26 protein-coding genes are annotated in these 25,459 nt (G+C 46.9%); 15 read left to right on the top strand and 11 right to left on the bottom strand.

Going from position 1 to position 25,459, the window contains the following annotated elements:
• The first annotated feature begins 100 nt into the window (after positions 1-100).
• The 4 genes from ACT6NV_RS07440 to ACT6NV_RS07425 all read left to right on the top strand — a co-directional run bounded on the left by ACT6NV_RS07440 (position 101) and on the right by ACT6NV_RS07425 (position 3,282).
• Positions 101-1,075, top strand: coding sequence for an NAD(P)H-dependent flavin oxidoreductase (locus ACT6NV_RS07440; protein WP_445386626.1), 975 nt, complete (start codon positions 101-103; stop codon positions 1,073-1,075).
• Between the two features lie 52 nt (positions 1,076-1,127).
• Positions 1,128-2,090: a YheT family hydrolase gene (locus tag ACT6NV_RS07435; protein WP_445386625.1), complete on the top strand. Its 963-nt coding sequence runs from the start codon at positions 1,128-1,130 to the stop codon at positions 2,088-2,090.
• A 41-nt stretch (positions 2,091-2,131) separates the two neighbouring features.
• A complete protein-coding gene (locus ACT6NV_RS07430) occupies positions 2,132-2,620 on the top strand; it encodes a c-type cytochrome (RefSeq protein ID WP_445386624.1) in 489 nt (162 codons plus the stop codon).
• 65 nt (positions 2,621-2,685) lie between these two features.
• A complete protein-coding gene (locus tag ACT6NV_RS07425; RefSeq protein ID WP_445386623.1) occupies positions 2,686-3,282 on the top strand; it encodes a 2'-5' RNA ligase family protein in 597 nt (198 codons plus the stop codon).
• Here ACT6NV_RS07425 and ACT6NV_RS07420 read toward each other — a convergent pair.
• From ACT6NV_RS07420 to ACT6NV_RS07410, 3 genes are all read right to left on the bottom strand, one after another.
• The gene (locus ACT6NV_RS07420; RefSeq protein WP_445386622.1) at positions 3,259-4,230 is read right to left on the bottom strand and encodes a phytanoyl-CoA dioxygenase family protein; all 972 of its coding nucleotides are present in this window, start codon (positions 4,228-4,230) and stop codon (positions 3,259-3,261) included. The genes ACT6NV_RS07425 and ACT6NV_RS07420 overlap by 24 nt on opposite strands.
• A 123-nt stretch (positions 4,231-4,353) precedes the next feature.
• Positions 4,354-5,883: a SulP family inorganic anion transporter gene (locus ACT6NV_RS07415; RefSeq protein WP_445386621.1), complete on the bottom strand. Its 1,530-nt coding sequence runs from the start codon at positions 5,881-5,883 to the stop codon at positions 4,354-4,356.
• A 241-nt stretch (positions 5,884-6,124) separates the two neighbouring features.
• Complete coding sequence (locus ACT6NV_RS07410) at positions 6,125-7,048, bottom strand: nicotinic acid mononucleotide adenyltransferase (RefSeq protein WP_445386620.1); 924 nt, start codon at positions 7,046-7,048, stop codon at positions 6,125-6,127.
• Positions 7,049-7,164: 116 nt separating this feature from the next.
• Between ACT6NV_RS07410 and ACT6NV_RS07405 the strand changes: the two genes are divergently transcribed.
• Entirely contained in the window at positions 7,165-8,166 is a 1,002-nt protein-coding gene (locus ACT6NV_RS07405; RefSeq protein WP_445386619.1) for an NAD(P)H-dependent glycerol-3-phosphate dehydrogenase, read from the top strand.
• 20 nt (positions 8,167-8,186) lie between these two features.
• On the opposite strand, the gene ACT6NV_RS07400 is transcribed toward ACT6NV_RS07405, so the two are convergent.
• The 3 genes from ACT6NV_RS07400 to ACT6NV_RS07390 all read right to left on the bottom strand — a co-directional run bounded on the left by ACT6NV_RS07400 (position 8,187) and on the right by ACT6NV_RS07390 (position 10,619).
• A complete protein-coding gene (locus tag ACT6NV_RS07400) occupies positions 8,187-9,857 on the bottom strand; it encodes a glycerol-3-phosphate dehydrogenase/oxidase (RefSeq protein ID WP_445386618.1) in 1,671 nt (556 codons plus the stop codon).
• Positions 9,858-9,954: 97 nt separating this feature from the next.
• Positions 9,955-10,266, bottom strand: coding sequence for an antibiotic biosynthesis monooxygenase family protein (locus tag ACT6NV_RS07395; protein WP_445386617.1), 312 nt, complete (start codon positions 10,264-10,266; stop codon positions 9,955-9,957).
• Positions 10,263-10,619, bottom strand: coding sequence for a hypothetical protein (locus ACT6NV_RS07390; RefSeq protein WP_445386616.1), 357 nt, complete (start codon positions 10,617-10,619; stop codon positions 10,263-10,265). The genes ACT6NV_RS07395 and ACT6NV_RS07390 overlap by 4 nt, the downstream gene beginning before the upstream one ends.
• A gap of 78 nt (positions 10,620-10,697) precedes the next feature.
• On the opposite strand from ACT6NV_RS07390, the gene ACT6NV_RS07385 reads away from it, so the two are divergent.
• From ACT6NV_RS07385 to ACT6NV_RS07360, 6 genes are all read left to right on the top strand, one after another.
• Positions 10,698-11,204 (top strand): CvpA family protein, encoded by a 507-nt coding sequence (locus ACT6NV_RS07385; RefSeq protein ID WP_445386615.1) that lies wholly within the window; start codon positions 10,698-10,700, stop codon positions 11,202-11,204.
• A gap of 234 nt (positions 11,205-11,438) precedes the next feature.
• On the top strand, positions 11,439-11,918 hold the full coding sequence (locus ACT6NV_RS07380; protein ID WP_445386614.1) for a CAP domain-containing protein: 480 nt from the start codon (positions 11,439-11,441) through the stop codon (positions 11,916-11,918).
• 117 nt (positions 11,919-12,035) lie between these two features.
• Positions 12,036-12,581, top strand: coding sequence for a 3-hydroxyanthranilate 3,4-dioxygenase (locus ACT6NV_RS07375; protein ID WP_445386613.1), 546 nt, complete (start codon positions 12,036-12,038; stop codon positions 12,579-12,581).
• A 2-nt stretch (positions 12,582-12,583) separates the two neighbouring features.
• On the top strand, positions 12,584-12,958 hold the full coding sequence (locus ACT6NV_RS07370; RefSeq protein ID WP_445386612.1) for a DUF1304 domain-containing protein: 375 nt from the start codon (positions 12,584-12,586) through the stop codon (positions 12,956-12,958).
• Positions 12,959-13,047: 89 nt separating this feature from the next.
• Entirely contained in the window at positions 13,048-14,601 is a 1,554-nt protein-coding gene (gene amaB / locus ACT6NV_RS07365; protein ID WP_445386611.1) for an L-piperidine-6-carboxylate dehydrogenase, read from the top strand.
• A 519-nt stretch (positions 14,602-15,120) separates the two neighbouring features.
• A complete protein-coding gene (locus ACT6NV_RS07360) occupies positions 15,121-15,642 on the top strand; it encodes a hypothetical protein (RefSeq protein ID WP_445386610.1) in 522 nt (173 codons plus the stop codon).
• 19 nt (positions 15,643-15,661) lie between these two features.
• On the opposite strand, the gene ACT6NV_RS07355 is transcribed toward ACT6NV_RS07360, so the two are convergent.
• Both ACT6NV_RS07355 and ACT6NV_RS07350 read right to left on the bottom strand, forming a co-directional pair.
• Positions 15,662-16,651 carry an acyl-ACP desaturase gene (locus ACT6NV_RS07355; RefSeq protein ID WP_445386609.1) on the bottom strand — a complete coding sequence of 330 codons (990 nt, stop codon included), beginning with the start codon at positions 16,649-16,651 and terminating at the stop codon, positions 15,662-15,664.
• A gap of 60 nt (positions 16,652-16,711) precedes the next feature.
• Positions 16,712-17,440 carry a metallophosphoesterase gene (locus ACT6NV_RS07350; RefSeq protein WP_445386608.1) on the bottom strand — a complete coding sequence of 243 codons (729 nt, stop codon included), beginning with the start codon at positions 17,438-17,440 and terminating at the stop codon, positions 16,712-16,714.
• 262 nt (positions 17,441-17,702) lie between these two features.
• On the opposite strand from ACT6NV_RS07350, the gene ACT6NV_RS07345 reads away from it, so the two are divergent.
• Positions 17,703-18,656 carry a carbohydrate kinase family protein gene (locus ACT6NV_RS07345; RefSeq protein WP_445386607.1) on the top strand — a complete coding sequence of 318 codons (954 nt, stop codon included), beginning with the start codon at positions 17,703-17,705 and terminating at the stop codon, positions 18,654-18,656.
• Entirely contained in the window at positions 18,653-20,593 is a 1,941-nt protein-coding gene (locus tag ACT6NV_RS07340; RefSeq protein ID WP_445386606.1) for an alpha-amylase family protein, read from the top strand. Before ACT6NV_RS07345 ends, ACT6NV_RS07340 begins: the two co-directional genes overlap by 4 nt.
• Here the strand turns inward: ACT6NV_RS07340 and ACT6NV_RS07335 are convergent.
• Genes ACT6NV_RS07335 through ACT6NV_RS07325 form a run of 3 tightly spaced genes read right to left on the bottom strand, consistent with a single transcriptional unit; the run spans position 20,590 to position 23,360 of the window.
• Positions 20,590-21,726 (bottom strand): ATP-binding protein, encoded by a 1,137-nt coding sequence (locus tag ACT6NV_RS07335; protein WP_445386605.1) that lies wholly within the window; start codon positions 21,724-21,726, stop codon positions 20,590-20,592. The two genes, ACT6NV_RS07340 and ACT6NV_RS07335, sit on opposite strands and share 4 nt — an antisense overlap.
• The gene (locus tag ACT6NV_RS07330) at positions 21,723-22,472 is read right to left on the bottom strand and encodes an SDR family NAD(P)-dependent oxidoreductase (RefSeq protein ID WP_445386604.1); all 750 of its coding nucleotides are present in this window, start codon (positions 22,470-22,472) and stop codon (positions 21,723-21,725) included. Before ACT6NV_RS07330 ends, ACT6NV_RS07335 begins: the two co-directional genes overlap by 4 nt.
• A gap of 12 nt (positions 22,473-22,484) precedes the next feature.
• Complete coding sequence (locus tag ACT6NV_RS07325; protein ID WP_445386603.1) at positions 22,485-23,360, bottom strand: aldo/keto reductase; 876 nt, start codon at positions 23,358-23,360, stop codon at positions 22,485-22,487.
• 160 nt (positions 23,361-23,520) lie between these two features.
• Between ACT6NV_RS07325 and ACT6NV_RS07320 the strand changes: the two genes are divergently transcribed.
• Both ACT6NV_RS07320 and ACT6NV_RS07315 read left to right on the top strand, forming a co-directional pair.
• Positions 23,521-24,522: an AAA family ATPase gene (locus ACT6NV_RS07320; RefSeq protein WP_445383749.1), complete on the top strand. Its 1,002-nt coding sequence runs from the start codon at positions 23,521-23,523 to the stop codon at positions 24,520-24,522.
• Positions 24,523-24,589: 67 nt separating this feature from the next.
• A complete protein-coding gene (locus tag ACT6NV_RS07315; protein WP_445386602.1) occupies positions 24,590-25,456 on the top strand; it encodes a DUF58 domain-containing protein in 867 nt (288 codons plus the stop codon).
• Positions 25,457-25,459 lie beyond the last annotated feature (3 nt).

Raw genomic sequence — 25,459 nt, 5'->3', positions numbered from 1 at the left:
GGTTTATTATGCATGCATAGCATCAAAAATACGGTGATTTTATAAACCCTTGCAAGCACACTGTAATTTATGCTTACTTTTAAGCCTCAACCTTAATAGTATGGACCAAAAACCTTCTTTTATTCAGGATCTTTCGCTTCCGGTAGTAGCGGCTCCTATGTTTTTAATTTCCAATCCCGAACTGGTTATTGCCTGCTGTAAAAATGGTATTGTCGGCACTTTTCCAGCCCTGAACCAGCGAAGCAGTGAAGGCTTTGAGTCCTGGTTGGTAGAAATCAAAACAGCTCTGCAGGCATTTGAATCTGAAACAGGCAAGAAGGCTGCCCCATTTGGGGTAAACCTGATAGTACATCCAACCAATCCAAGACTGGAAGCAGACCTGAAGATTTGCGTAAAGCACAAGGTGCCCCTGATCATTACTTCGCTGGGGGCGGTTAGCCAGGTGGTGGACGCCATTCACAGTTATGGGGGGCTGGTTTTTCATGATATAATCAAAAAAAGGCATGCCGAGAAAGCGGCCGGTGCCGGTGTGGACGGATTAATCCTGGTATCGGCCGGGGCAGGGGGCCACGCGGGAACCCTCAACCCCATGACCCTGGTTGCTGAGGTTCGTTCGTTTTTCAAAAAGACTATTTTACTTTCCGGCTGCATCAGCAACGGCAGGGATGTGGCGGCTGCCCTCCAGATGGGAGCTGATCTGGCTTATATGGGAACCCGTTTTATAAATACGCGGGAAAGTGAAGCCCCGGAAGCCTACAGACAAATGATCATTGAGGCAGGGGCCAGCGATATTGTGTATACTGCCGCTATCTCAGGAGTACATGCCAACTTCCTGGCGAAAAGCCTGCAGGCTGCAGGACTTACCCCTGAAGATTTAAAAAAAGATACCAAAGTTGATTTTGGAAAAGAACTGGATACTGAAGCAAAGGCATGGAAAACCATCTGGTCCGCTGGTCAGGGAGTTGCAACTATAGAAGATGTGCTTCCGGTATCCGAATTGGTCAGTCGTTTGAAAACGGAGTTTAAAGACGCCGTTTCCGCACAGGCCCGTTTGCTTGATATCTATCCCAAATGAGAATTACACTGACTGAAAGCGCTATATTCTTCAGCAAGCCCTGTTGTCCTAAATGCCCTTAGTTCAAAGTCCATACCGGCCCCCACTGCTCTACAGGAACGGGCACTTTTCCACCATTTATTCGGCCCTGTTGCGAAAAGTTGATTTCCCGGAGCAAAAAAGGGAACGACTCACCCTGCCAGACGGCGATTTTCTGGATCTGGACTGGAGCTATTCAGAAACCGGGGCCGACAGGCTGTTAATACTCCTCCACGGTCTGGAGGGCAATGCGCAACGGCCCTACATACTGGGAAGCGTTGCGATTTTTAGCCACTCAGGTTGGGACGTATGTGCGGTAAATTTAAGGGGATGCAGCGGCGAGCCAAATAAACGTTACCGCTCGTATCATTCAGGTGCCACCGAAGATCTGGAAGCGGTACTGCAACATGTGGTTTCCACTTGTTCCTATAACAAGATTTGCCTGAAAGGTTTTAGCCTGGGGGGAAATCTGCTTTTAAAATATTTAGGGGAAAAACCATTGCACTTTAAGGAAGTATGCGGGGCAGTTGCCATTTCGGTTCCCTGTGATCTGCACGATTCCCTTATACAGCTTAATAAACCCAAGAATTTCCTCTATGCCCGAAGGTTCCGGATGAATCTGATCCAAAAACTGCGGGACAAACAAAAACTGTTTCCCGGGCTTATTACGGAACAGACTATCAGGGAGGTAAAAACGCTTAAGGATTTTGACGACCTCTATACCAGCAAGGCGCATGGGTTTAAAGATGCCCTTGATTATTACCACTCCTGCAGCAGCCTGCAATTTCTCGAAGGCATCAGTATTCCCGCACTACTTCTCAATGCCCGGAACGATAGTTTTCTGGGCGCCAAATGTTATCCTGTACAAATTGCCAGCAAACATGAGCAAATCTATCTGGAAATGCCGGAGTATGGGGGGCATGTTGGTTTTTACAGACAGGGAACCTTTTATTACAACGAAGAGCGGGCCTTATCTTTTTTAAATAATCTTACATAAGCCCTGATTTCTTATATTAGTAGTCTAAAGTAATCTGAAAAATGAAAAAACTAATGTTCCTTTCCGCTGCAGCACTTTTGATGATTGGCTGCGGTGAAAAAAAAGAGGAAAAGAAAGAGGGAAGCTTTGAAATGAGCCGAACCAAAACTGAAACCAAGGCAGCTGCAGGGGCAACCTCCGAAGCCGTTCCCGTTGATATGGACAATAAAGGGATAGGACCGGTAAAAGAAGTAGATTTTGGGGATGAAATCGATATGGAAATGGCTGCTGCCGGAGAGGCCAAATTCAATGCAATTTGTACCGCCTGCCATATGGCCGACCGCAGGATGATAGGACCTGCAATGGCGGGGATATACGAGAGACGCAGTCCGGAGTGGGTCATGAATATGATCCTCAATCCCGATGGTATGCTCAAAGAAGACCCCATTGCCCAGGCACTGCTTAAAGAATACAACAACACCCCCATGCTCAATCAAAATCTGAGCGAAGAGGAAGCCAGGGCTGTGGCTGAATATCTGCGTACGCTCTAGTCCATAGCTGATAAGAAAGTTGGAGCGCCATGATCAAGTCATGGCGCTTTTTTTAATTCATCCTAATGATGCACCAAAGCCAGAGAAATCCCTCATTCGAGAAATCCCTGTATCTGCTGGCACTGGTTCCTCCTGAAGAACTGAGAGAAGAAGTGCGCAGGCTGAAGGAGGAAATGAAAGTGCGCTTTCAGGCCTCTCATGCACTGAAGGTACCCGCACATATAACCCTGCAAATGCCCTTTTGGAGGACCTTGCCACAACTGGAAAAACTGGAAGTATACCTGGAGGATTTCAGTATCGGCCAAAGTCCGTTTGAGATTGATTTATCAGGTTTTGCAGCCTTTCCTCCCAGGGTAATTTTTATCAAAATTGCCAACCCCGGGCCCATTGAAAAAATATACCGGACTTTGCAGGAAAAGGTAAATGAGGTTTTGGAAATCAGTAAACCATCCAGACAACTTCCCTTTCATCCCCATATGACCATTGCTACCCGGGATCTCAAAGAATCGGCCTTCGAACAGGCCTGGCCGGAATTCAGCGGGCGCAGGTTTGAAAGGAGTTTTACTGCAAAAAGCTTGTTTTTATTAAGGCATAATGGGAAATTCTGGGAGTGGTTCCGGGAATATCCTTTTAAAACCTTACCAGGAATCAAGCCCCAGTAATTTTTTACCCAATTCGGAGAGTTCAGCCGTTTGGTAGCGGGTTTGTTCCCAATTCCTCGGATCTCCCGGAAAAGCATACCCTTCCGGGGCAACCCGGTTCTTCCAGGAGTGAATCCGCCATCTCAGCATTTCCTTGTTCTCCGGCTCTGCGGGCATCATGGAGATATACTGGGCGAGCCTTACCTTGTCCTTAGAAAGGTTGGGCCGGATACCATGGGCGAGAAGGCTGTTGAATATAAGCAGGTCTCCCTTGCGGAGCTTAACTTTTACAATCTTGTCTTCCAGCCCGCTGATATCCGGTTGAAACCGGTCCCGGTCCTTTGGCTGGGTTTGTTTCCACTGATCGTAATTCCGGTACAACCATGGGATACATTGAAACCCTCCCATCTGCTCATCGGTCTGGTCGGCAAGGGCCAATACCCCCTGAACGTTTTGGGGTCGGGTTTCCGGATCGTAATCCCAGTGAATAAATCCCTTTTGTTCAAAGCCCGGCCGATTGGGGAAATTCAGGTTTGCCCTGTCTATGGTAACCCATAGTTTTTCAGTCCCCCAGATATCGACAAAGGCGTTGTAAACCCTGGAGGTCTGACGGTTTTCCCAAAGCAACTGATGATTGTATACTTCAACCATGCCAGTACCCGCCAACTCTTTCATTTGCATTTCAGCCCGGGGTGGCGTGTACCAGGTATTGGGATCATCCGGATCCTTTTCTTCAAACTCCCATAAAAATGCAGCGGTTTGGGCAGCCTGCTCTGGAGGTACCGCTTCGCGGATAATTACATATCCTTCCCGCTGCCAGAATTGCCAGTCTTCTTCACTGAGGACCCGAAGCGGTTTGTTGTTACTGCGGTCATTCAGTTTCAGGCGGCTGCTGGTAGCTGTGGAAGGGTTTCCTGGAATATCCTTATGAGCCGTATTCCCCAGGGCTACTTTCCGGTATTTGTTCATCTTTTCAGCACATCAAAACAGATACCCTAATATACTGAAAATAATGGTATTAATACTTTATTGAGAGTTTTAACAGCCCTCCAGAACGGAAGTTTTCAATTTGCCCAAACCTCCTGGAAAGCTCTAGATTTTATCGATTAATACTTTGTAGGTAGGATCCTCCAGCACATTAATTTCTATGATATCGTCCGCGTTTTTAAGGAGCCTGCGACAGTCTTTACTTAAGTGTTTCAGGTGGACTTTTTTTCCGACCTTCTGATAGCGCTCAGTTATCCGGTTCAGGGCCTCAATCGCGGACATATCCACTACCCGGCTCTCCTGAAAATCGATAATCACTTCATCGGGGTCATTGAGCACGTCGAACTTCTCGTTAAACAAGCTAACCGACCCGAAAAACAGGGGCCCGTAAATCTCATAGTGCTTTACGCCCTGCTCATCTACATATTTCCGCGCCCGAATCCTTTTGGCGTTATCCCAGGCAAAAACCAGTGCAGAGATAATTACCCCAACCAAAACGGCCAGCGCCAGGTTGTGAAGGAATACGGTCACCAGGGTAACCAGCACCATGACCAGGACATCAGATTTCGGCATCCTTCTGAAGGTTCGCAGGCTTGCCCATTCGAAGGTTCCCAGAGCTACCATGATCATCAGTCCTGTAAGGGCCGCCATGGGTACGCGTTCTATCAGGCCTGAACCGAACATGATAAACACCAGTAACATAACTGCTGCAACAATCCCGGATAGTCGCGCACGCGCCCCGTTTGAGGTATTGATAAGGCTTTGCCCGATCATCGCGCAGCCACCCATACCCGAAAACAGGCCAGACAGGATATTTGCTGTCCCCTGTGCCACGGCTTCTTTGTTTCCCCGTCCGCGGGTTTCGGTAATCTCGTCTACGATATTCAGGGTCAACAGGCTTTCGATCAGTCCAACCCCGGCCACAATCGCGGCATAGGGAAATACAATACCGAGGGTTTCCAGGGTCCAGGGGATTTCAGGAATATGAAAAGGTGGGAACCCCCCCTGTATGGAAGCGATATCCCCTATGCTTCGTGTGGGAATATCCCCAATGAGTACGATGCCAAAAACTACAAGAATGGCCACCAGCGACGCCGGAATGGCCCGGGTAAGTCTGGGCAGCCCCCAGATAATAAGCATGGTAAGCAGTACCAGGCCGGTAAAGGTCCAAAATACGGTTCCGCTGAGCCAGTCCCCTGAAGCTGTTTTAAATTGATCTAACTGTGAGGTGAAAATAATGATGGCAAGGCCGTTTACAAAGCCGAAAATCACAGGATGCGGAACCAGGCGCATCAACTTCCCGAGGCGCAGGAATCCCGCGGTCATTTGCAGCAGTCCTGCCAGGATTACGGCAGCGAAAACATATTCCACTCCATGGTCTATTGCCAGAGATACAATTACTACTGCAACCGCTCCGGTCGCCCCGGAAATCATCCCGGGGCGACCCCCCAGGATGGAAGTTACAAGCCCCATCACAAAAGCTGCGTATAATCCGGTCAAGGGAGACAAGCCCGCTATCATGGCAAAGGCAATCGCTTCGGGTACCAGGGCAAGGGCCACTGTTAAACCGGAAAGGATTTCCGTCTTGTAGTTTACTTCCTGAGAAAAATCAAACAAGTTCAGATATTTTCGCACTGCATTGGTTTTAAGCGGGCAAAAATACAATTAATATCCCCTCTCCGGCTTCCTTTAGAAACTATTGAGAATATGGCAAGAATCAGGGCTTTATTGCCTCAAATTGAAAATTTGAAAGAAATACAATTAACAATCTGCAGCCGCAGCCGGCAAATAAATTCAGATTCCGTTGCGGATATAAAAAATCCACCCGCGGCCCTATTGCCACGGATGGATTTTCAACCAACCAACTAACTACTATTTACTGAGGACGCTTGCGTGAAACCTTCATCTCAGGGAGTTTCTTTCTCAGTCGCTTTTTCCCGGAAGAACTTTCAGACTTTAGTATTTGCTGATAGCCCCTGCCCCTGAATTCATATAGGGTACCGGAAGAGACATGGTATAATTCTATGGTCTGATCATCCAGGACGTAGAGCTCGAAATAGTCATCCCCCAGAAAATTGTAATCCAGAGTCAGCGTTTTCATTTCGGGTTCCCCTGGCACGTCGTACACGGTATAGAAACCTTCATAATCCCATTGCAGCAGATTGAGCGGAGTTCCGGGTGAATCAATGGAAGACCGGAATGCATCGGTATTCAACCCAACTGAAAATTGCAGGAACTGTTCCTGATCAAATTCATTTAAGGCTCCTGTATCGCTGGTAAAAATTTTTTCCCAGGCTATATATTCCTGCAGGAAATAGTGGATATTATCATAGAAGAGTGCATCGTAATCAAACGCGGCCCTCCTGTAGCCATAAAGAAAATAAGAAGTATCAGAACGCGGATCGTAAAGTTCCATTCGGTTCCCTCCAAGGGGGATAACCTCCAGCTGCCAAAGCCCGTCCAGGTCATGGCGAATCTCGACCAAATCAGAAAGACCGGCATAGTTACCAACTGCAATTCCAAATCCGGATCCTGTTTTCCCGATATTGACAAGGTTATTATTAGCCGTTAAAATCCCACCGTTAAAGGAAAGCGTAAAGGCTGTTTCCAGAAAGGGGACCTCCCCGCTTCCTACAGTTTCCTGTATATCGATATACCAGAGATCATAGGATTCAAGCAATAGTTCCGTTTGCAGGGCCCTGTTCTCGAAAACCGGCTCATCCACAAATACTTCCGTATAACAGGAGGTAAGACTGAAACTTAGCAGTAAAATCGTAATTTGCAGAGTAATTTTTTTCATGACTGTATTCTTTGATTTCAATAACCATAGGAACAAGGAATGTGCCAACTTTAGTAAGTAACTGGTTATGAATTATTTAAATAGTCCGAGAACCTCTCGGTTTTACATTTAAAACTGTGAAGAAACCATTGAAATACGCCGTTTTGGGCGGAGGCAGCTGGGCCACGGCTATTGTAAAGATGCTTTGTGAAAACCTTTCGGAGGTGATCTGGTATATGCGAAGTTCTGAGGCGATAGCCTTTATCAAGGCCGAAAAACACAATCCCAATTATCTGAGTTCAGTAGAATTTGACCTCAGCAAACTCAGGCTAACCGACCAGATAGACGAAGCCGTTTCGGAAGCAGACATTCTGATTTTTGCCATCCCGTCAGCCTTCCTGGAATCAGAATTATCAAAACTCACAGCTTCTCTGGAAGGTAAGATCATTATTTCAGCCATCAAAGGGATTGTGCCCGAAAGCGGACGTATTGTCGGAGAACACTTTCATGAAAAATACGATATCCCGTATAAGAATATTGGCGTTATCACCGGGCCATGCCATGCGGAAGAAGTGGCCCTGGAAAGGTTGTCCTACCTTACTATAGCCTGTCTGGACAAATCCAAAGCCAAAAAGGTGGCGGAGGCCCTGAGCAGCTCTTATATCAAAACAAAAGTTTCCAAAGACATTATCGGGACTGAATATGCAGCCATGTTAAAAAACATATATGCCCTGGCCGCAGGCATCGCCCACGGACTCGGATATGGTGATAATTTTCAGGCTGTACTGATGAGTAACGCCATCCGGGAAATGAAGCGGTATACCAAACGGCTCTACAACATTGACCGGAACATAAACCAGTCTGCCTATTTGGGAGACCTGTTGGTAACAGGCTATTCCACCTTCAGCCGTAACCGGATGTTTGGTAATATGATCGGCAAGGGGTATACCGTAAAAAGCGCCATGATGGAAATGAGCATGGTTGCCGAAGGATATTATGCCGTAAAAAGTGCCTACAAAATAAAGGAGGCTTTTGAAAAGAAGGTTAAAACGCCCATTATTGATGCGGTTTACGAAGTCTTATATGAACACAAAAGTGCTCGCAAAACATTTAAGGCCCTTGCCGATGAACTCAGCTAGCTCCGCATCCTCCTGAAGTCTCAGGCCCGTTCCAACTCAAAGGAGGAATGCCTTTCAATTTCCGCTTCAAGCGTTTGCTTCCAGCTACCCATCGTATCTTTATCCGCCTTCAGCAGGCCTCCCATTTCCTGCACCACCCTGTCCTTAAATTCACGGACACTTTCCAGGTCAAAATACATCCGGCCGGTCCTTCGGATAAAGAAATCCATGGGGTTCTGTATCATTTCATATTCCAGGGCAAAATGCAACTCCGCCTTTAGCAATCGCCACTGCTTATTTTTATCTTTGAAAGCGCCATATCGTCTGAGGATATCCTCTGTTTGCTTCCCGTAAGTTGTCACCAAAAACCAGGCATCCTGATGGCTGAAACCTTCCTTGGCAAGCCTTTTAGATACCTCATCAATATACTTTTCAACCTGCTTGTATTTTTTGAAGTCACTTCCGCATAGCGGGATGGTATCGGTACTGCAAGCTTTGAGTTTCTCCCCCGAGGCTTCCTCCATTCGCTGCCCGATTCGGTTAACCACCCTCTCAGCCATTTTGCGATAACCCGTTAACTTCCCCCCGGCTATGCTGATTAGCCCGCTGTCTGAAGTAAATATTTCATCTTTCCGCGAAAGCTCTGAGGCCGATTTGCCCTCTTCATGTATCAGCGGTCTCAACCCGGCCCAGGAAGACTGAATGTCCGAAAGCTCCAGCTCAATTGAAGGGAACATATTGTTAACTGCTGAAATCAGATATATGGCGTCGGCCAGGTCCGTATTCACGTGGTCCTTGTCTTCATTGTAATTGGTATCGGTAGTACCCACATAGGTAACCTTTCCCCTGGGGATGGCAAAAATCATCCGGCCATCCGGCACGTCAAAATATACTGAGTGCTTTACGGGTAATTTCTTATAGGGGAAAACCAAATGCACCCCTTTGGTAAGATGCAACCGCTTTCCTTTCTTGCTGTTGTTCAGACTGCGTAATTCGTCTACCCAGGGGCCAGCGGCACTGATCACGTTATTGGCACTGACTTCAAACTCAGTATCGCCAATTCGGTCTTTAGCGACAACTCCAGAAACTATTCCCTCCTTGTTGTAAATAAACTGGGATACCTCGGCATAATTAAGAGCAGTAGCCCCATAAAACAAACTCGTCTTTATATTTTCAATAGTAAGCCTTGCATCATCGGTGCGGTACTCCGCATAATAACCGGCCCCTTTCAGAATTTTTTTCGGAAGCAGCGGTTCCAGCTTCAGCGCTTCCTTCTTCTCCAGCATCTGCCTTTTGTCATCACCTGTTACCTGCGCTAATATATCATAGACCTTCAGGCCGATGGATGTTAACCATTTTCCGTATGAGCCTCCTTCGATCAAGGGCAGTACCATCTTCTCGGGAAGGACTAAATGCGGTGCAAGTTTATGAACAATTGCCCGTTCGGAACCAACCTCCTTCACCAGCCAAAAGTCAAATTGCTTGAGGTACCGCAGGCCCCCATGAATGAGTTTGGTAGATTTGCTGCTGGTTCCGGAAGCAAAATCACCCTTTTCAAGCAGGGCGACCTTCAGTCCCCTGGATGCTGCATCCAGGGCAATACCACCTCCTGTTATGCCTCCTCCTATAACCAGGAGGTCAAAAGTTTCGGTTTTTAATTTTTCAATATCGGCTGCCCGGTTCAGGGCAGAAAAAGTAACAGGATCTTTCATATTTTATGGAATTAACCAAAAATAACCCTTAAAATCTGCTATTCAAAAGACCTGGTATTATCTTATCTTTAAGGGAGGAGCTTGTATAAAGGCTCGTTTACATCCGGTCAAAGTCGTATTCCCTCTCGACCTTACAAATACGCAAACGGTAATAAGAATACCATGTTTTCCTGCCCAGCTCCCTGGCCAAAACATGTTCCGGATGCGCTTTCCAGGAAGCGATTGCTTCCAGTGACTCCCAATAGCTAACGGTAATCCCTATTTCTTCCCGGGCATGGTCTGCCCCGAGAAACCCCGGTTGCCGGCTGGCCAGTTCCATCATTCGTTCTGCCATAGCCGAATAGCCATGATCCCCCGCTGTTCGCTTATTTGTAAAAATTACGGCGTAGTATGGTGGTCTGGGGTTCATTTCAAATATTCATTTTCAATGAAATAGCTCACTATAGCTTCTTTCATCAAAACAGCCTGTTCGCCTGCCCGCAAAACGGGAAGCTCCTCTACCAATTTGTAGTGCGGCCAGCCATCCTCATCAAAATGCTCAAAGGAATAATATCCATAAGGTTCCAGCAGCCTGCAAATCGCTATATGCATCAGGTTCAACTTTTCATCCTTTTTGAACTTTCGCTGAAATTGACCAAGCTCCTGTAGTCCTACCAGGTAAATAATTGCGTCCAGGTCCAGGGGGGCTCCTTCAGCAAACTGACTGGATAATTTATCCTGGAGTAATTCCCATCGTTCCTTTAACAACTCGTCTCTGGCCATTTATCTGAAGATTTACAGGTCCTTTAAATGATCCGTAAAGGTACAAATCAATCCCTTATATTTGATAAAAACAAGCTGATGGGAATCCTTGATATCGTACTTGCCCTTTTGCTTGCCTACGGGCTTTACAAAGGCTTGCGAAATGGTTTATTTATTGAAATTGCCTCTTTGGTGGCGCTCATTGCGGGTTTGTACGGGGCCATTCATTTCTCATATCTGGCTGCTGATTATCTTTCGGAACGGGTAAACTGGGAAATTCGATATATCAAGATAACTGCCTTTATTATCACCTTTGTGCTTATTGTTTTTGCAGTTCATTTCCTGGGAAAACTCCTTACCAGGATTGCCGATATTACCATGTTGGGTTTGCTGAATAAAATTGCCGGCGGGATTTTCGGCCTGGTCAAAGTTGCTGTAATCCTTGGGGCTCTTTTGATATTTTTCGAAAGGGCGAACCAATCCCTCCGGGTAGTCAGGTCGGAGACCATCGAAAACTCGGTACTCTACCCCCCGATAAAGGAAATTGGGGCCTTTGTTTTTTCTTTAGTGCTGGAACCGGAAAAAACAGCCGATTCCACGGACTGAAAATATCAGATTTTCCAGCAATAGTGTTCTGATTTCCTACATTTTATAAGTAACTCCTGATCGATTAAGTAACTGGTTTTGCCGATTTCCGAGAGATGCTGCATTTCATCGAATAAACGAGCCCAAAAATCGGGATATCGGCCTAATTTCCTTTATATTAGAGGCCTGATTATTTACTACAAATATTCAGCCCCCAATCTTTCCGCTTTTAACCGCTTATATAGAGAACACTATATGAAAAAGAGAATGCACTTTGCATTCGCAGCGGTTTTTATGTGCCTTCTGTTTTCCTGTTCGAAAGAAACGGTTAATCAGGAAGACATTCCTGTTGCCGTGAATATGGTAGCGGTCGAAAACGACTTACTGCAGCTGGTCAACCAGCACCGCAGTACGCTAGGGTACCCAGGCCTTTCTTTTAGCGCAGTGGCCTATGATTATGCCAATGCACACACAGATTACATGATCTCCACCGGGACCCTGAGCCACCATAATTTCAGCGCCAGGGCCTCGCAAATCACTTCAGAGGTGAACGCCAGGGCTGTTGCCGAAAATGTTGCCAAGGATTACTCCTCTGCAGAAAAGGCTCTGGAAGGCTGGCTGGGTAGTGAAGCCCATCGCAAAACCATGGAAGGTGATTTTTCGCATACTGCGGTGAGCGTAAAGCAGGATGCAAACGGCAATCTTTACTTTACCCAATTATTTTACCTGCAGTAAGGCTCCGAACCCTTCTGTCTTTTCAACTATCCCCGCTGCAATGCCCGGGTAAAAACAGCTGCTTTTTCTTATCTTTAATTCTGAAAAGCCTGCTGATCAATCCTTCAAATAATAAATATGAAAATTGCCCCTCCCTTTAACCTGCACACATGGATAGAGAAAAACCGTGACTTATTAAAACCCCCGGTTGGGAATAAAAACCTCTATAAAGAGGCCGAGGATTATATCGTAATGGTAGTGGCCGGGCCTAATGCCCGCAAGGATTATCACTACAATGAAACAGAGGAATTATTCTATCAGCTGGAAGGGACTATAGAAGTACACATTCAGGAAGACGGTCAAAAGCGCAGCTTCCAACTGGGCCCGGGCGATATGTACCTGCACCCTGCGCGGGTACCCCATTCCCCGGTCAGGCATAAAGGTTCTATTGGGCTGGTAGTTGAACGCAAGCGAAAGGAGCTCAGTGTCAAAGACGGGCTTTTATGGTATTGTGATAACTGCAATCACAAATTATACGAAGCCTATTTCGAACTGGAAGATATCGAAAAGGATTTCCTCTCACACTTTGAGCATTTCTACAATTCCGAAGCCCTGAGGACCTGTAACCAGTGTGGGACCGTTATGGAAGCAGACCCCAGGTTTACAGCACAACAAAAGAACTGATAATGGGTGGTGTACTTTTGAGAATCCTTATAGTAATCATTGCCCTGGAACACCTTTACTTTATGTGGTTGGAAATGTTTGCCTGGACTACCCGCGGCAAAAAAGTTTTCCGGCAGTTTCCGGAGCACCTTTTTGAACCCACCCAAAAATTAGCCGCTAACCAGGGGCTGTATAACGGTTTCCTGGCTGCCGGACTAATCTGGAGCCTTTTGATTGAACACCCCTACTGGAAGTTGTACGTTGGCTTGTTTTTCACCCTATGTATAAGCTTAGCCGGAATTTTTGGCGCTATCACCGCTTCCCGGAAAATATTTTACGTGCAGGGCCTTCCCGCCCTGCTCGCTGTCGGGCTTATCATTTACCAGCTCATCGGCTGATCAAGTTTCTCTTTGTTTCGGGGGTTTAAAGGCTTAAGAATTCGTAATTTTGCAGAAAATCTAACAATAGAACCGCAAAAAGTTATAAAATGGCAGATGTCGCGATTGATTTTGGTATAGAGCAGGCTTTGGAACAGCTGGGCATAAAGGAACTAAACCCGGGAACCTCTACAGGCCTAGAAAACTTTGGTAACGGACCGGCAATCCCTTCGTACTCTCCTGTAGATGGGGCACTTATTGCGAAGGTAACCACCACTACCCCTGAAGATTATGAAAGGGTTGTCAGCAAAGCCCAGGAAGCATATAAAGTCTGGAGAAATATGCCAGCCCCGCAGCGGGGAGAGGTCGTCCGGCAATTTGGGCTGAAACTTCGCGAATTAAAAGAGCCGCTCGGAAAGCTGGTTTCTTATGAAATGGGGAAATCCTATCAGGAAGGGCTCGGAGAGGTACAGGAAATGATCGATATCTGCGATTTCGCCGTTGGACTTTCCCGGCAGTTGCACGGGCTTACCATGCACTCGGAACGTCCTGGCCATCGCATGTATGAACAATACCACCCCCTGGGCATCGTCGGAATTATTTCGGCGTTTAACTTCCCGGTGGCTGTTTGGAGCTGGAATACCGCCCTGGCCTGGGTTTGCGGGGATGTCTGTATCTGGAAGCCTTCCGAAAAGACGCCCCTTTGCGGTATTGCCTGCCAGCATATTGCGGCCGAGGTATTTAAGAATAATGGTTTGCCAGAGGGGATTTCCTGCCTGATCAATGGAGATTACCGGGTAGGGGAAATGATGACGGCTGATAAACGCGTTCCTCTGGTTTCTGCCACCGGTTCTATCCGCATGGGGAAAATTGTTGCCCAGGCCGTTGCGGCCCGATTGGGCAGATCGCTGCTTGAGCTTGGAGGCAACAATGCCATTATCGTAACCCCGGATGCAGACATAAAAATGACCGTAATCGGAGCCGTTTTCGGAGCAGTGGGAACTTGCGGGCAGCGCTGCACTTCAACAAGAAGGCTGATCATCCATGAATCGGTTTACGACAAGGTAAGGGATGCTGTGGTGGCAGCCTATGGACAATTGAGGATAGGAAACCCGCTGGATGAAAACAACCATGTAGGCCCGCTTATTGACAAAGATGCGGTTGAGGCCTACCAGAATGCGCTTTCCAGAGTAGTGGAAGAAGGAGGGAAACTAATCGTCCCCGGAGGCGTGGTAGCAGGAGAAGGATATGAAAGTGGCTGCTATGTTAAGCCTGCCATTGCCGAGGCTGAAAACCATTTCAAAATTGTTCAGCAGGAAACTTTTGCGCCGGTCCTTTATCTTCTCAAGTATTCCGGGGGGGTCGAAAACGCCATTGCCATACAAAACGGAGTGGATCAGGGACTCTCATCGGCCATTATGACCAATAACCTGCGCGAAGCCGAAGCATTTCTGTCTGCCTCTGGCAGCGATTGCGGTATTGCAAACGTAAACATAGGAACCTCAGGAGCAGAAATCGGGGGTGCCTTTGGAGGAGAAAAAGAAACCGGAGGGGGTCGTGAATCCGGTTCGGATGCCTGGAAGATCTACATGAGAAGGCAAACGAATACCATAAATTATACCACCGAATTGCCCCTGGCACAGGGAATCAAATTTGATCTCTGATCGGAAAGACAAGCAGGGTAAATACACAAAAGCTCCGGGGCGTTTGCCCCGGAGCTTTTCTTTGTGTAACCACCTTTAAAAGAGCAGAAAGGGGAAAGAAAAATCCGCCAATACAGCTTAGTAGGTATCTGACGGATTTTAACTAACCAAACTAACTCAAAAGAATAGTTCAAACCTGTTTCAATGCCGGATCTTAGTCGGGAGAATCTAGGTTTTATTTTTCTACTTAAATTTAATTTTTCTTTCCACACAAAATTAAAAAGTTGTACAACTGGCATGTATGACTGTATAATTGGAATAGAATGAATCGGTTACCGGCACGGAAAGACTCCGGAGATTATTTGCCATCCTTTAAAAACTTCTCAAAATCAAGCCTTTTGTACTGGTTTTTTTAATACCTTGTATAGTACCCTGTATCTATGGGGTACCAATTGCCTTCCCTGAATTTACCTGGTGTTGTTTACTAACAGTGGCACGGTACGGTCTGTAAAAAGTACCCGCCTTTCAAAAATCAATAATATGGATCTTTCAAATCTTCCCCTGGCTTACTGGCTTTTATTGATCCTTGCCATTCTTTTTGGCTGTATCCTGGGTTATTTTTTTGGTCGAAAAACCAAAGGATCCCCAATGAAAGATCAATTACAATCGCTTGAACAAGCCAATTCCGCTTTGCGAAAAGAACTGGAAAATTGCATGGCCAGCCGTCGTGAATTGGAACATTCAGGGAGTCCTGAACAACTTCCCTTCGATCCTGTTTCAGCCCGAAAGGCCCTCGGCAGGAAAGTGACCCAGGACGACCTCAAGATCATTGAGGGTATAGGCCCAAAGATTGAAGGGCTGTTCCATAATTATGATATCAAAACCTGGCAGGCATTATCCGGGCTTACGGTCTCAAAATGCCAGGAAGTACTGGATTCCGGGGGTAATCGTTTCAGGGTACACGACCCTGCGTCCTGGCCCATGCAGGCTAAGATGGCGGCCGAAGGAAAATGGAAAGTACTCTCCCGCTGGCAGCAGGAACACCTTCACGGTAAACTCTGAATGAACTTAGAGGAAAGGTTTAAAGCTGTCCATTGGCCTGTACCCAGCTGAATTTAAATGAATCGGTAGGTACCGGCATCCTTTCAGCTACCCGCTCCAGTCTTGCGGGAAGCTTCAACAGGTAATCACGGGCTTTTTCGGCCTCTTCAGACAGCCCCCTGAGCGCATCGATGTTCCAATGGGCACTCACTTTTCTTAAAATATCTACATAGTCATTGGCTGTGTAGACCCCCAGTCTTTGTGCGCAAATCGAAAACCGCTCAAATGCTGCTCCTGCCCCTTCCCCGGCTTCTCTCAAAAAATGCGCCGGCATAACGATTTTCTTCTTCATCATTTCTGCGAAAGCCAGTAACATGCCGTTGGGGTCGTAATCCATGATCACCCGCACAAATTCGCGATAAGCCAGATGGTGCCGCATTTCGTCCCCGGCAATAGTGGTACACATTTTTCCCAGAAGTTTATTGCCAGCCTTCCTGGCCATGGTCCCTACCCGCTTGTGCGAAATATAGGTGGCCAGCTCCTGAAAAGTAGTATAGATAAAATTCTTATAGGGATCCCGGTCGGTACCAATGTCAAAACCATCGGCTATCAGATACTGGGTAGACATCTCCACCTGCCGCATGTTCACCCTCCCGGATAAATAAAGATAAGTGTTCAGTAAATCCCCATGACGGTTTTCCTCTGCTGTCCAGGCCCTGACCCATCGGGACCAGCCGTTTGCACTCTCTCCGTGCTGATTGATGCCTTCAACATCCATCAGCCAGGACTCATATGTAGGCAAGGCCTCCTCGGTAATGGTATCGGCAACAAGGGTAACCCAAAAATCATAACTCAATTCTTTGGCTGCCCCTTGTATTTCCCTAACCTCATCAATAAAGCCCTCTTGCCTTGAATCGGGTAAGAAATCTGAAGGCTGCCAAATAGTTTCTGCAGGAACCAGAAATTCATCCATAAAGCCTTGCAGCCGTGGCTCAACTTCCTGCATTACTTCCAACCGCATATTATCCATGAATGTGTTTTTTATAAAGATCGCCTATATTCCATTGAAAGCCCAAGTTTTAAGGCTTATTTAACCATTTCGCCCCTTTTCCCGGGGGTAATAGGTGTACACCGGCCTGCTTTGCCAGAATTGCTTGCTTTCGGCATCCATAATACTCAAGGGACCCTTAAAGGCAGCTCCCGTATCAATATTCCAGACATTGGCAGCACGGGTCGGGACTTGCTTTCCTATTCGGGTAACGGGGGTATGCCCTATAAATATTTCGCTGTATTGCTTCAGGCGTTGCGGATAGCGCTCATCTTCAGGCAAGAGATTGGGATTCAGGGATACTGCAGTTTCCCATAAGGTCCTGTCCCAATAAAAGGTTTTTGAAAAATATTCCTGCTCTACTCCCCTGTGACTGGTAAATCCGGCATGCAAGTAAAGCCGGTGGTCCTTGTCCAGATAATAATCTTCCAGGCTTTCCAGAAAGGCAATATGCTCCTGGCGCGTCTGCCCGTTAACCCCCTTGTAAGACTGCTGGGTAGCCAGGCCCCCTGATTGCAACCATAAAGGGTTATCCATCCCGTCTCTGAGCCATTGCAGGCAGAGATCATCGTGGTTTCCTCTTAAAAAAAGACACCTGTTCTCCTTTTTAAATCTGAGCAGAAAGTCAATGGTTTCTGCAGCCTCACTCCAACCGTCCACGTAATCCCCCAGGAAAATAAAGAAATTCTTGTTGCTAAAATCAACAGCCCCAAGCACTTCTTTTAGCGCCCGCAAACCTCCATGAATGTCTCCCACTACCAATTTCCGCATGTCCCAAAATTCGGAATTATCGGCATGAGAAAAAAACGCAGATCCCTTCTTCCATTAAAAATTGGATGCCAGTTACACTAATTACCCCTGCCCGGCAGAACTGCGAGAGAAGACGGCGATCCCGAGATATCTCAGTAATTTCTGGCCTGAATGTACATTTCTGTTTACTTTTCAACTGCAAATACTTAATCCGGCCTTATAGAACCCTTATATTTATATTAAGTATTGCTTAAGCAACCGATAGATCATTAAACAGGTTAAGATGAAGAATATTTACTGTATCGGAGAACTGCTCATAGACTTTGTTGCAGAAAATCAGGGAAGTGACCTTTCCAGGGCAACCGAGTTCACCAAAAAAGCGGGGGGTGCTCCGGCAAATGTTGCCTGTGCCATCGCAAAATTGGGAGGCTCCAGTCTGTTTGTAGGTTGTGTAGGGGCAGATCCTTTCGGTCAGTTTCTGGAAGATACCCTGAAAAAGGCCAGGGTGGATATTCGCCACTTACAGCGAACCGAAACCTTTACTACCCTGGCATTTGTGTCGCTGGCTGAAGATGGAGAAAGGGATTTCGTCTTTAGCAGGGGAGCAGACCGGGAATTGAAATACACCACTGAGATCAAAAAAGGATTCAAAGGCAATATGGTGCACCTTGGCGCAGCAACCTCCCTGTTAGGTGGGCCGCTTGAATCTGCTTATGGCCATTTCTTCTTTGACGCATTAACGGAAGGAGCCTTTATCAGTTTTGATCCCAATTTTCGCCTGGACCTCTGGAAAAATAAAGAGACCAGCTTTATAAAAAAATGTATTCCCTATATCGAGAAATCCAAGCTGTGCAAATTCAGCCTGGAAGAGGCTTTATTGTTGAGTGGAGAAACGGCTATGGAAGCCGCCTGTAAAAGCCTTCATGAGATGGGCACGGAGGTGATCGTCATCACACTCGGAGGAGAGGGAACCTATCTCAGTACGGGAAACCGGCAAAAGGTCATTCCCAGCATTTCAGTAAATCCGGTAGATACCACAGGGGCAGGAGATGCTTTTATCGGATGCCTGCTGCATCAAATCGCGCAACAGGGACACTTTTTACAACTGGAAAAGGAATTTGATTTGTTGTCTGAGATGGTTTACAAAGCAAATATTGCAGGGGCGCTTACCACCACACAATACGGTGCAATCGAATCCCTGCCGGATCAGGAACAAATAAACCAGGCCATCCAATGAATCAGAGTGCCATACACAGACTGTTGGGAGGCAAAAGGCTTGAGAACCCAAAAAAAACAGATCTTTTACCGCTTTTTGAAAAAAGGCTTGCTGCCAATCTCAGCCTGATACAGGAACTTTTTTTCTCCCTTTATCCGAATCAAACCTACGGAATGGCTTTCGAGGAATTGCTGGCCCTAATGGCAAAATTGTTTAAAAGGCGTCCGGAAGATCTCAAAATCCAGGATTTACAGCGCCTGGGTGAAGGGAATTGGTATCAAAGGGGGCAATGGATCGGGATGCAGCTATATGTAGACCGGTTCTGTGGGGATTTAAAAGGCCTTGAGGAAAAATTACCCTACCTGGAAAAGCTGGGAATAAATTTCCTGCACCTGATGCCACTGACCAAAAGGCCCAAAGGACAAAATGACGGGGGGTATGCAGTAAACAGCTACACCGAAATAGACCCTGTATTCGGTACCGATGCGGACCTGACCCTTCTGACCAAAAAATTCAGGGAAAAAGGCATTTGCCTGATGCTGGATTTTGTGGTTAACCATACTTCCGATGAATACCCCTGGGCCCTCAGTGCCAAAAAAGGCAACCCGGAATTTCAGCAATACTATTACACATACGCAGACCGAACCATCCCGGATTTGTTTGAAGTGAGCCTGCCCGAAGTTTTTCCGGAAACCTCTCCGGGGAATTTTACCTACGATGCGGACATGCAGCGCTGGGTAATGACTGTTTTTAACCACTATCAGTGGGATTTAAATTACACCAACCCAGAGGTATTTATGGCAATGCTGGAAAACCTGGTGGAACTGTCCAACAAAGGGGTGGATGTTATCCGCTTTGACGCCCTTGCCTTTCTCTGGAAACGCATTGGGACCGATTCCCAAAACCTCCCGGAGGCGCATCGGCTCATATCCCTGTTCCGCATGTGTTTGCAGGTTGTTGCCCCGGGGGCGGTTATCCTTGCGGAAGCCATTGTATCTCCCCAGCAGATCGTAAGGTATTTCGGGGAAGGGATCTACCAGGGCAATGAATGTGAGTTAGCATATAATGCCACATATATGGCCTGCCTTTGGGATTCCATTGCCACCAAAAAAACAAGGCTCCTCTACCGCAGCCTTGAAACCATCCCGGCAAAGCCGAAAATGTGTACCTGGGTGAATTATGTTCGCTGCCATGATGATATCGGTCTGGGGTTTGATGATCGGAATATTGCCGAACTGGGATGGAACCCAGGTGACCACCGCCGCTTCCTGCTGGATTATTATTGTCAGCGGCTGGAATGGTCCCCGGCCAAAGGAGCAGTGTTTATGTATAACCCGCTTACAGGAGATGGGCGGATTACCGGAAGCACGGCCTCCCTTCTGGGCCTTGAAAAAGCATTGGAAGAAAAAGACAGTAAGGGTATTGATCAGGCTCTAGACAAGATCTTGTTGCTATATGGCAGTATCCTGGCTTTCCCGGGAATCCCTCTGGTATATGCCGGAGACGAAATTGCGATGCTTAATGATTACTCCTACCTCACAGACCCGGCCAAAGCAGATGACAGCCGCTGGGTCAACCGACCCGTACACGATTGGGAAGCTGTGTCCAATCTTCGGAAAAGAAGCCTGCCATCCTCCAGGGTATTCCAGAAATTAAAAAAACTCATCGCCCTTAGAAAGGAAATAGACGTACTCACCGATACCGGCAACCTACGGCTTTTAGATTCCGGGAATGAGCACCTGCTGGTTTTTGAACGCCATTCAGAGGGAGGCGCAGGACTACTGCTTGTCGGGAATTTTGATGAAAATCCTCAGGTCCTGAATGCTTCCTGGCTGGAAAGCCTGGGTTATCTCAACAAAAAGGGGAATAAAAACCTGGTTAATGGTAAAACCCTGGATTTGAATAGCGGTTTGCTGGAGGTTTCCCCTTACGATTTACTTTGGCTTTTAAAGGTTTAGCTATAGCGGACCTTGCGCAAGACCCTCAGGGCTTCTTTAAGGGAATTGTAGGCGGGAAGGCTGCTCTTTTTAAGCCACTTACGGCTTAACTGCATCAGTTCCCCGGCTTCTTCAAACCCATTGAGGTAACAAATAAGAAGCGTAGCCGGAAATTGCAGTAAATCCGCAGATTCCCTGCCGCTCAGACTACTGGACTGCTGTAATTTTTTAAGGAGCGCTTTATTGGCGTTCAGGATATGGTGCAGCGTTTTCTTATCGTATTGCGGGGGTTCAAAAACAAGCTGGCCGTGGATCTGATAGGTCCCGTTTTCAGCAAATTGTATGGAAACTTCCTCCAGCGGATAGTATTTCTTCTGATCCCCCAGCCCCAGATAGACGTACTCCGTAATGGCATAGGAATCTTCATTGTAACTTATGGAGACCTCATCCAGGGCCGAGTAAAACAATTTAACCTGTTCGTTGATCAGTTCTATATCCACCCGGGAGAAATAGTAATGGTCCTGAACTTTTTTACGATGGCCTGCCCAGCAAACCACAAACTGCTCCTTAAAGACCTTGTAGTCCGTGTAAAGGTCTTTGTGGCGGTAATTGATAAAATCGATTACTCCGTCCAGGGTAAGCTCGATACTGTTGCGCGCATGCCGTTCAATTTCTGCGACCGTCTTTGAATTGAGGTCTTTCAGTTCAAGGTCAAAGTTTTTGGGCATGCTGATGCTGCCTTCCCTGAAGAATACTGCCCCCCCATAGTATTTCCAAATGTTCTTTCTGAGGGAACAAATCTTCGCAGAAGAGGAAATCGTTACAAGGCCCACAACCTTGCCCTCCGGCAAATGCGGGAACAAAACATTTTCATATGAAATGATGGGCGGGTTTTCCAGATAGGCATTTACCAGGTTCTGGATCTTGCTGTCATCAAAAAAATCCACCCCGATGATTTCATTGTCTTCATCTTCCACCCCGATAACGATATACGAGCGGTTGGTAGGATTACTATTGGCAAGGGCGCACACGTGTTTCAGGAATTTAGCCTTCCCTTCCCTTTGACCGATGTCGATAAAGCGTTTTTTGTCATAAAAACTGTTCTCGTCGTTGTGGGCGAGCAGGTTTTTTATGAGCAAACGCTTATTAATCATAGCTCCTTACGAACAATGGTGCTGCTGGCCTGTGCCGTGGGCATCACGACCAGGTCTGCGATATTCACGTGTGGCGGCCGGCTAATGGCAAAATAGATAATCTCTGCTATATCTTCCGGTTTCAGGGGCTGATACCCCTGGTAAACCTTGACTGCTTTGTCGCGATCGCCTTTAAAACGCACGTCGCTGAACTCTGTTTCTACCAGTCCGGGGTTAATGGCGCCAACCCTGATCCCGTGTTCGTTCAGATCAATCCGAAGCCCCTGATTGATGGCATCCACCGCATGCTTGCTGGCGCAGTAAACATTTCCTTTGGGATATACCTCTTTCCCGGCTGTAGAACCGATATTGATGATATGCCCTTTTTTGTTTTCGATAAAAATCGGGAGGATAGCCCTGGTAACATATAGCAAGCCCTTTACATTGATGTCGATCATGGCGTCCCAGTCGTCCGGGTTTCCGGACTGGATCGGATCGAGCCCGTGTGCATTGCCCGCGTTATTTACCAGTACCTCAATATTGCGGAAGGCTTTGGGAATGGAAGCTACAGCATCGGTTACGGCTTCCCTGTTGCGAACATCAAAGAGCAAGGGGAACACCGGGGTCTTTAATTCCTCCTCTAATTGTTTAAGGCGTTCATCGCGGCGCCCGCATGCGATAATCTGATAACCCTTTTGAGACAATAAAATGGCGGTGGCCCGGCCAATTCCGCTGGTGGCTCCGGTTATAAATGCAGTTTTTTTCATGAGTATTCTATTTTAAGGCACCTTGTGGCCCTGGCTGGCCACAAGCATTGCAAACCAATCTTCCAGTTTCAAATTCAGCTCCAGGGCTTTAAGAGACTCCTCTATCCGCTTCCTGGTCGTAGTCCCTATCACAGGGTATATTTTAGCGGGATGTTGCAACAACCAGGCCAGCAACAACTGGCTTTCACCCACCTCGTATTTCTTTCCCAAATCGGCCAGGCATTTGCGAATCCTGCTATTTTGATCGTTATCTTCCCTGAAGTAACTTCCAAGGGGGCTCCAGGCCATAGCGAGCCGCTTCCCGATTATACAGTCATCCAAAACACCATCAAACAGCGCTTCATATGCGGTAAGCGAACATTCAAACTGGTTTGCACAAAGGTCCGTTTCCGATTCGATAAGCCGTATTTGGGAAGGCGTAAAATTAGACACCCCGAACTCCCGAACTTTCCCGCCCGCTTTTAATGCGTCAAAGGCCCGGGCAACCTCTTTGGGATGCATCATCGGGCTGGGCCGGTGCAGCAGCAATAAGTCAAGATAGTCCGTTCGGAGGTTGGTCAGGCTGGCTTCCGCAGAGCGGATAATATATTCACTATTGTACTCATAGTGTTTTACCTGCAACTTGCGGTTCTCACAGGGGTATTGAATGCCGCATTTACTGATCAGCTGGATATCCGGCCTGGAAATACCGCTGCCTGAAAATGCTTTCCCAAAGTCTGCTTCCGTGGTGTAGCCCCCGTAGATATCTGCATGGTCAAAGGTCGAGATTCCCACTTCCAAACAAAAGTTCATCATCCGGGCCATCTCGCTGGTATCGAACTGCTTTCCCCAGTCACCCCAGGTCATCGTTCCGGCGATAATTCTCGAATAGTTTACAGCGGTCTTCATAGGCTGCTTAAAGTAGTAAGAAAATCCCTTAAAAGCATCATAAAACTTAGGGTTTTCGGGATTTTTTAACCAATCGTTAACAGGCAATCACTAAATAAATTTTCAATTTGCGTGTTGCAACAAAACCAACATATTGAAAAACAATTACTAAACCCATTTTATGGAAGAGACAAACACGGTGGATATCAGCGCGGTGAACGAGAAGATTGCCCAGGAGAGCGCTTTTATCGATTTGCTAAAGAAAGAAATGGACAAGGCCATCGTTGGCCAGAGGCATATGGTTGAAAGGCTATTGATAGGCCTCCTCGGTCAGGGACATATTTTGCTGGAAGGAGTTCCCGGCCTGGCAAAAACCCTGGCGATTAATACCCTGGCAAAGGCTGTTAAAGGAAGTTTTTCCCGGATACAGTTCACCCCGGACCTGCTGCCTGCCGATGTGATAGGGACGCTTATCTACAATATCAAAGAAAACGACTTTTCTATCAAGAAGGGGCCGGTATTTGCAAATTTTGTCCTCGCAGATGAAATTAACCGGGCCCCTGCCAAGGTACAATCTGCCCTGCTGGAAGCCATGCAGGAACGCCAGGTAACCATAGGGGACGAGACCTTTCCTTTAGATAAGCCTTTCCTGGTAATGGCTACCCAGAACCCGGTAGAACAGGAAGGGACCTATCCGCTTCCGGAAGCGCAGGTAGACCGATTTATGTTGAAAACCGTTATCGATTACCCGCGGATGAATGAAGAGCAGCTCATCATTCGTCAAAACCTTAAAGGCGACCTGGCAGAAATTAAACCGGTGATCTCCTTAAAGCAAATTCTGGATGCCCAGCAGGCTGTACGGGAGGTCTATATGGATGAGAAAATTGAAAAATATATTCTCGATATCGTTTTTGCCACCCGATACCCTGAAAAATACAACCTGGCCGATTTGAAGCCCCTGATCAGCTTTGGGGCCTCTCCGCGGGGAAGTATAAATATGGCCATCGCTGCCAAGTGTTACGCCTTTATCAAAAGACGCGGTTACGTGGTGCCTGAAGACGTCAGGGCCATTGTACATGATGTACTCCGCCACAGGATAGGGATAACCTACGAGGCAGAAGCAGAAAACGTATCTTCTGAAGACATCATTAACAGGATTGTTAATGAGGTTGAAGTACCATAACGTTCAAACCGGGTAGCAACAGCCATTTGCTTTTGCCATATTTTCGAACAACACCCCTTGAACCCTCATGGATACCAAAGAATTATTAAAAAAAGTCCGAAAGATCGAGATTAAGACCCGGCGTCTTTCCGATCATATCTTTGGTGGAGAGTATCACTCCACCTTTAAGGGGAGAGGTATGACTTTTAGCGAAGTCCGGCAATATCAGTACGGAGATGATGTAAGGAGTATTGACTGGAATGTTACGGCCCGAACCAACGAACCCCATGTTAAGGTATTTGAGGAGGAACGGGAGCTCACCATGATGCTGCTGGTAGATGTGAGTGGTTCGGAATTTTTTGGCACTGTAGATCAGTTCAAAAGAGAGGTACTTACCGAAATATCTGCAACCCTTGCGTTTTCAGCTCTTCAGAACAATGACAAGGCAGGCCTGATCCTCTTTTCGGATCAGGTGGAATTATTTATCCCGCCAAAAAAAGGAAAAAGCCATGTATTGCGCATAATCCGCGAACTACTGGAATTTGAACCCCAAAGCCATAAAACAGACCTTTCACAGGCCCTTAAATTCCTGTCCAATGTGCTCAAGAAGAAATCTATAGTCTTTGTGCTGTCAGATTTTATTGCAGAGGATTACGAGCAAACCCTGAAGATAACCGGGAAAAAACACGACCTCACGGGTATTCGTATATACGACCCCATGGAAACCGAAATCCCCAATCTGGGCATGGTTTATATGCAGGATGCGGAGACCGGAAAAATCCGACTGGTCAATACCCAGTCAAAAAAAGTCAGGCAGCAATACGCCAATTATTACACTCAGCGGCTTGATTATTTTCGCGAGACCTTTAAAAGGGCCGGATGCGGGCATTTGGATTGCAGGGTAGATGAAAGTTATGTGAAAAAGCTATTAGGATATTTTAAACACAGGGCTTAAAGT

The organism is Robiginitalea insularis, assembly GCF_052497835.1.
The sequence above is the reverse complement of the archived record's forward strand: the minus strand, read 5'-3'. Positions and strand labels throughout refer to the sequence as shown.